At 40.9% G+C, this 7330-nt stretch carries 6 protein-coding genes; 4 read left to right on the top strand and 2 right to left on the bottom strand.

What is annotated here, in order from left to right:
* From QXE01_10520 to QXE01_10505, 4 genes are all read left to right on the top strand, one after another.
* On the top strand, positions 1 to 2209 hold a 2209-nt coding region (locus QXE01_10520), incomplete at its 5' end, for a S8 family serine peptidase (GenBank protein MEM4971669.1).
* Between the two features lie 339 nt (positions 2210 to 2548).
* On the top strand, positions 2549 to 3070 hold the full coding sequence (locus QXE01_10515; GenBank protein MEM4971668.1) for an NOB1 family endonuclease: 522 nt from the start codon (positions 2549 to 2551) through the stop codon (positions 3068 to 3070).
* Between the two features lie 149 nt (positions 3071 to 3219).
* Positions 3220 to 4593 carry a TrpB-like pyridoxal phosphate-dependent enzyme gene (locus QXE01_10510; protein MEM4971667.1) on the top strand — a complete coding sequence of 458 codons (1374 nt, stop codon included), beginning with the start codon at positions 3220 to 3222 and terminating at the stop codon, positions 4591 to 4593.
* The gene (locus QXE01_10505) at positions 4590 to 5261 is read left to right on the top strand and encodes a ParB N-terminal domain-containing protein (GenBank protein MEM4971666.1); all 672 of its coding nucleotides are present in this window, start codon (positions 4590 to 4592) and stop codon (positions 5259 to 5261) included. Before QXE01_10510 ends, QXE01_10505 begins: the two co-directional genes overlap by 4 nt.
* 191 nt (positions 5262 to 5452) lie before the next feature.
* Here QXE01_10505 and QXE01_10500 read toward each other — a convergent pair whose 3' ends face one another.
* Both QXE01_10500 and QXE01_10495 read right to left on the bottom strand, forming a co-directional pair.
* Entirely contained in the window at positions 5453 to 6679 is a 1227-nt protein-coding gene (locus QXE01_10500) for a cysteine desulfurase (protein ID MEM4971665.1), read from the bottom strand.
* Between the two features lie 344 nt (positions 6680 to 7023).
* Positions 7024 to 7330 (bottom strand): hypothetical protein (locus QXE01_10495; GenBank protein ID MEM4971664.1); only part of this gene is annotated, 307 nt, incomplete at its 5' end.

Here is a 7330-nt window from a genome sequence, read left to right as displayed (position 1 = left end):
CATAGCTGTCTGGAGGGAATTCAACATAACAGGTGATGGTGTTGTAATTGCTATACTAGATACAGGGGTTAATGTGAACCACCCTCTTATAGGGAGGAAGATGTTTACAGTGAATGCAAGTGACCCCAGCTACCCTGGAGGGTGGATAGAGTTCGACTCAAAGGGAAGGCCTGTATGTAGTGCTCCCCATGATACGGATGGCCACGGATCTTGGGTAACATCAATAGCTGTGGGCGGCGATACACAGAATATACTTATAGGATATGCCCCAGGGGCTGTCTATATACATGCTCTAGTCCTCCCCACAGGATCTGGGACGTTTGCCCAAGTCTTGGCAGGGCTTGAATGGGCAGCCGATCCTTATCTATGCAATGGAACTAAGGTCTCACAGATACTTGGAAGGGTCTTTAGACCGAATATAGTGTCAATGAGCTTTGGCTCTGAGGGGAACTACTCCAACTATTTACTGCCTGCAATTAAAACCCTCCTAGATCTTGGAATTATCCCCATCGCTGCAATAGGTAATGGCGGTATATACACAAGCTCTAATCCAGGAAACATCTGGGGGGTATTCGGTGTTGGCTCTATCGAGAGAGATGATTCAGTATCGCTTTTTAGCTCAGGTGAATATGTCGAATGGCCAGATCCACCTTCAACATGGCCCTTTAAAGGAGTCTATCCCAGGGAGTATTATAAACCCGATTTCGTTGCCCCCGGAGTTATGATCCCAGGGGCATATATTTCAGAGGATTTACTAGCTATAGGAAGCGGGACAAGTGCTGCAGCACCAGCCCTAGCCGGAATTATAGCGCTTGGGCTTCAGGCAGCAAGGATTAAGAAGCTAAATATTACACCTTCATCGCTATATGATCTGCTGGTGGAGACAGCCCAGAAATACGGCGAAAATGCCACTTCAAAGATAAGATATGGAAATGGGGTAGTTAATGCTCTAACATTTACTGCTTATATATTAGGATATAGGCTCAGAAATATTGAAGGATTCCCCTCCCAGGCCCAGTATAGCGTTGGCTCGCAAGGCTCTTACTCTATAAAGGGTTTCCAAGGGAGGTTTACCATCTATGTCGATGATCAGAGATATAGTGGCATAGGGGGCTCAGCCTCCTTCATCGTTCCACCATCTGATTATGGAAACCATTATATCCATGCCTTTTCACTAGAAGATAGAATATATAGCTATAGTAAATTCAAAGTAATTCCTACCATAAGGTCTTCAGGTCCATATGTATCAGGCAGCGAGCTGTTTTTAAGACTAGATGGTTTTCCAGCTGTAGAAACTATTGTGATTAGATTTATGAGCACTACAAATCCTTCTATAGAGAGTAATATAATAGCTATTGGCTTCCCAAATCTAAGGGGGAGGATCGATCTATATGTAAGGCTTCCATACATTGGTACATCCCAAACAATATCGATTATAGCATCAGATCTAATAGGGTTAATAGGGGCTTCAATTAGCATAACAATATATCCCCCACCCGAGAGTGGTAGAACAGCTCTAATAACACCTTATGATAGGATCCAATTATTGGTTAGCGGGCCTCAGTCAGCAGCAGTAGGTGATACAGCTGTTATAACTATATACCCCTATCTCGGAGGCAGGGTTTTGGTGAGCAATATAACTGTGTATATATATTACATCTCACCTCTAGGTGATCTACCGCAGCTTCTAGAAAGGATCGATAAAACTTCCGTAGGTAATTTAAATATAAGGATAAATATCAGCAACTCTGGACTCTATCTATTATGGATCAATGCATCCTCATCTCAACAACTGGGAAGCACCGTTATAAGAATTGAGGGATCTGCGCTATACAGCATAAGAGCGATCCCAAGGGAGGAGCTACTCACAATAGAAAATATATATAAAAATATATCTATGCTCTCGATTGAAGTTGCTAACATTAATTATTCGATATCTTCCCTCATATCTAGTGTTACAAGTTTAAGGGATATGTATGTAGAACTTGTTGCTAAATACTCCAATCTTTATAGAAATTTAGAGTCTCTTGCAAGAGAGCTTAACGAGAGCAAGAAAAACATAGCCTCTCTACAGGAAATTTCAAGATCTATAGTAGATGAAGCCGTTAGGATTCGAAATATGTTCTATATAACAGTAGTAATTGCTTTAATTTTAACAGTAGTACTGGGATATACCATATACATTACTCGAAGGCGCGCCTCTCTGTAATAACTGTTAGTAATAAATAGAGAGGCCTACACATATAGAATAGGTTTAGAGTTAAATAATACTAAGATCCTGGGCTTCTGTAAACCTTTTTATCTCCATCATAATCATATTTATAAATATTGGTTGGATATTTCTAGATGAGAGGTAAGGTGTTGAGATATATTGATTATAGAGTATAAAAAGGATTATTGTATTTCAATAATGATATATCCAGAATTTATGGATAGAGTAGAGATGTATATAAAAATCCTTAGTAGCCCTCTTGGAACCAGATTGAGTTATCTTGAAACCGAGACTGCTAAAACAGATCTAATTTCGTGGGGGCTGAGGATCTAATATATGATGCCGAGGAGTAAAGGAGATCGGGATCTTAGGGATATAGCCCTTATAGTTGATACAGCATGCTTTCTAGCTGGCTATATAACCACTATATATGGAGCCAAGATATTTACCGTTAAGGAGGTATTAGAAGAGGTTAAAGATGCATGGAGTAGGGAGAGGTTAGAGCTACTCTTAAACTCTGGTAAGATAGATGTGCTTGAACCAAGCAAGGAAAGTATTGAGAAGGCCAGAGCTATAGCTAGTAGAGAAAATCTTTTAGACGCACTTTCAGAAACAGATCAGAAGCTCCTAGCACTTGCAATCGAGCTGAAGGAGAAGGGTTGGAGGGTTACATTGATAACGGATGATAGCTATTTACATGCTCTAGCTAGAAAGCTGGGGATTGTAAGTAGAGGTGTGAGGAGAGAGGTTCCTAAGAGATTCAAGCCAAAGATCTATATATGTGAGGTATGTGGGTACTCAACAATAAAGAAGATCGATAGATGCCCAATATGTGGTTCACCGATTAAGGCAGCTTAACTGATCTTCCGCTCTTGAGCATGGGGCTTCCAGCTATAATTGACTATGTATAGATTTTAATGCTAATCTCCTACACACATATCTAGCCAGCTGGTAAGACTTATAAGTGATGAAATATATTAGATGTTCGAGGTGCTTTTGATGCGCCAATGGATGTTGGTAGGAGATCAATTATAAGGGCCTCACAGAGAGAGGAGTTCGTACCTGAATATTGGTACAATATATTACCTGATCTTCCGAAACCTCTGCCTCCGCCACGTCTTCCTGACGGATCAATACCTCCTAGATCTATGTTTGAGAGGTTATTCCCGAGATCCCTTGTGGATCAGGAGATGAGTCAGGAGAGGTTTATAAAGATCCCAGAGGAGGTTAGGGAAACCCTAATCAGCCTTGGAAGGCCTACCCCACTTATAAGGGCTAGAAGACTCGAACAGTATCTAAAAACACCTGCAAGGATCTACTATAAATTCGAAGGCGTACTACCAACAGGAAGCCATAAGGTAAATACAGCTGTAGCCCAAGCTTATTATAATAAGATAGAGGGTATCGAGAGAGTATCAACAGAAACAGGAGCTGGGCAGTGGGGATCTGCCTTATCACTTGCAGGGGCGCTCTTCGGACTCAAGGTTAGAGTCTTTATGGTTAGATCTAGTTATGAGCAGAAACCATATAGAAGAGTTCTGATGGAGCTCTACGGGGCTGAGGTGATACCAAGCCCTTCTAATATAACTAAATTCGGAAGATCTGTGCTCGAGAAAGACCCAAATAACCCGGGAAGCCTTGGCATAGCTATTTCAGAGGCTATAGAGGATGTCCTGTCAGATGAGAAAGCTAGATACAGTCTTGGAAGTGTTCTCAATCACGTGCTTCTTCACCAAACAGTCATAGGGCTTGAGGCTAAGAAACAGCTTGAGGAGATCGGTGAGAGAGAACCCGATTATGTGGTTGGATGTGTTGGAGGCGGATCTAATTTCGCAGGGCTATCCTATCCCTTTATATATGATAGGCTTAGGGGCAAATCGAATACAAGGTTCCTAGCAGTAGAGCCAAAGGCGTGCCCCTCACTAACAAGAGGCATATACACTTATGACTATGGAGATACAGCTGGTCTCACACCACTGCTGAAGATGTATACAGTTGGCCATAGATATAGGGTTCCACCAATCCATGCTGGAGGCCTTAGATACCATGGTGATGCTCCAACCCTATGTCTACTAGTAGCAGAGAAGATTATTGAGGCTGTAGCATATCACCAGACAGAGATCTTCGAAGCAGGTAAGATCTTTGCTAGAACCGAGGGGATAGTGCCAGCGCCTGAAAGTGCCCATGCTATCAAAGCTGTAATAGATCTAGCGCTAGAGGCAAGAAAAAAGAATGAAGAAAGGGTTATCCTATTCAATCTGAGTGGACATGGGCTCCTAGATCTCCAGGGTTATAAAGAATACCTAGAAGGTAAACTTATAGATTATGAACCAGAAACAATAGATCTCTCATATCTACCAAAGATAGGCGAAGAGTTATGAAGGGTATAATCATCAAGATCGCATACTCGGATCTAGATTCGCTCAGACCCCATGAAGAGAGCATAGAGGAAAGGATTCGCTATGTTGAAACCTCAATATCTAATACAGGGATCCTTAGAAGACCCCTTATAGCTGACGAAAAAACAGGTGTATTAATAGATGGAACCCACAGGTACAACGCTCTTAAGCGCATGGGCGTCTCAATAGCACCTGTAATATATGTAGATTATTTATCGGAAGATGAGATAAAAGTTTCTAGATGGATCAGAATGTATATATTCAAAAATATAGAGAAAACAATAATAGAAAGAATATCTGAGCATTTCTATAGCTTCTCATACGAGCCACTAACAAAGATCATAAAGGATTCATATATCATAGAACTTGTTGGAAAACAACCAGCTAATGCATATAGGGCTATCTCTCAAATAGAGAAGGATAAAAATATCTTATCAAGTCTGAAGGCTATACTATTTAGAACAAATATAGACCCCAGATCACTAGAAAAAAGATGTCTTGTGATCATACCTCCGTATTTAAGTAAAGAAGACGTTATAGAGGCAGGACTTGCTGGCAGACCTTTTCCACCAAAGTCCACCAGACATATTACGATTTTAAAGAAAATAGAGCTTCATATGAGGATCAAATATTTATTTAGTAATCAATGAAATATGATTAATTTATATTGATATTATGATGTGGTTGGGAGTTCCAGTTCTTAGGATTAAGAAAAGCTAGATGCTATTCTTAATCCCACTACCCTGTCTATTCAGAGTGATCCTACCCACCACCTTCCTTATAGATCCTCGATCTATAGATGGAAAAATCTATAGCGATTAGTTATAGCTGATAAGATTAGCTAGCTTTGATAACTCTTATTTCTAGCTATATACTCCTTTAGAGCGTTTACTAAGGCTATGATATCATTTTCACAGTTATAGACATAAAAGCTAGCCCTAACACTACCCTCTGGGTAGCCCATGTGTCTATGAAGTATATGGGCGCAGTGGAGACCTGTTCTAACAGCTATGTTATACCTATCTAACCACATTCCAATAGTATTTGGATTAGCCCCTTTAACCACAAAGGATATAATACCGCTTCTCTCACTAGGATCTCTTGGTCCCAGCACTCTTATATATTCACCTAACTCCTCCAACATCTTCATTGCATATCTAGTCAGCCTCTCCTCATAGCTGTAGATCTTCTCCATCCCTATTCTTCTCAGATATCTAGCTGCCTCTAGAAGCCCGATAGCCTCTATTATGGGAGGTGTCCCAGCCTCGAATCTCCACGGGATCTCTTCCCACTCAATCCTGACCTCGTTATCCTCTAGCCAAACACTCTTAACAGTTCCACCCCCTCCTAGAGGAGGCTCTAACTCTTCTAAAAGCTCTCTCTTACCCCATAGCACACCTATACCGCTTGGCCCTAACATTTTATGCCCGCTAAAGGCTAGAAAATCGATCTCTGAATCTCTAACATTTACCGGCATATGGGGTACGGATTGAGCTCCATCCACGATCACCAGTGCTCCATATTCATGCGCTATCTTAGCTATTTCCTTTGCATTGCTTGTAAAACCTGTTACATTTGATTTATGGGAAAAGCCGATGACTTTGGTTCTGTTACTAATAATTCTAGGGAGTAGATCCCATCTAGGCCTCCCCTCACTATCTATTGGTATAAGCTTTAACCTAGCCTTAAAAGCTTTAGAAACCCTTGCCAATGGAAGTAATAGGCTATGATGATCAGCCTCTGTAGCTATAACCTCATCGCCTTCTCTTAGAAAGCCATTATAGGCTAAGGCTAGAATAGCTAACTGTATAGCCTCTGTAGCATTCTTTACAAATACAACCTCATCCCATGAGCCTCCTATGAGCTTCGCAACCTCCTCATGGGCATCCTCGTATGCCCTAGAAGCCTCTATACTAAGAGCATATACACCTCTATGAATATTAGCATAGCTATTTACCATAAAACTGGTCATGGCCTCTATAACTTGTCTAGGCTTTAAGGTTGAGGCAGCGTTGTCGAGATATATAACACCTCTATTAATTATCTCTGGAAAATCCTCCCTCGGCACCAGACACATGTATCTCAGCTAATCTAAGAATCCGCAGTAGAATTATTAAGCACCACTAAATACTATAAGTAGCCTTATAGCTGAAATAACTGAAGACCCCTATCCTTTAAGGCAAAGAGGAGATTAGTTCCCAGAGCCCTGCTCTTTTCCTATAGAAAGGAGTTAAAGAACGAAGATCTAATATGCAGCTCTTGAACCTAGTAAAATCAAGAGATCTTCATCAGCGAGCAATAGATGAGAAAATTATAATAATACAGTTAATGCAAGAATCTACAATACTCATAGTGAGGAGGTTAGAAACCTTCATCACTACTTTGAATTAAAGATCTGATTTAAACAGCCTATCACGCATCTCTAATATGGCATAAGCCCGTAGATCCTATATCTAGTATTTTAACTTCTTTTATTGCATAATATCCCCAGCCGCTTGGAAACCATATTTTCTCCCCTATCGGATCTAAAACCTTACACTTAAAGAGAGGTGATGAGACGACATAGCTTTCATATTCGCCTCCCTCACCTACTGGTGAAAAACTATACTTCCTTGAAAGTCTAAGTAGGGATTCCACATCCCCCTCGTCTTTGATAATCCTTCCAACCCACTCCTCGGTAAAGCCCATTGCCATCGCTGCTACTATCATAAAGCTAACC

Source organism: Sulfolobales archaeon (assembly GCA_038897115.1).
Taxonomy (GTDB): Archaea; Thermoproteota; Thermoprotei_A; order Sulfolobales; family AG1; genus AG1.
The sequence above is the reverse complement of the archived record's forward strand: the minus strand, read 5'-3'. Positions and strand labels throughout refer to the sequence as shown.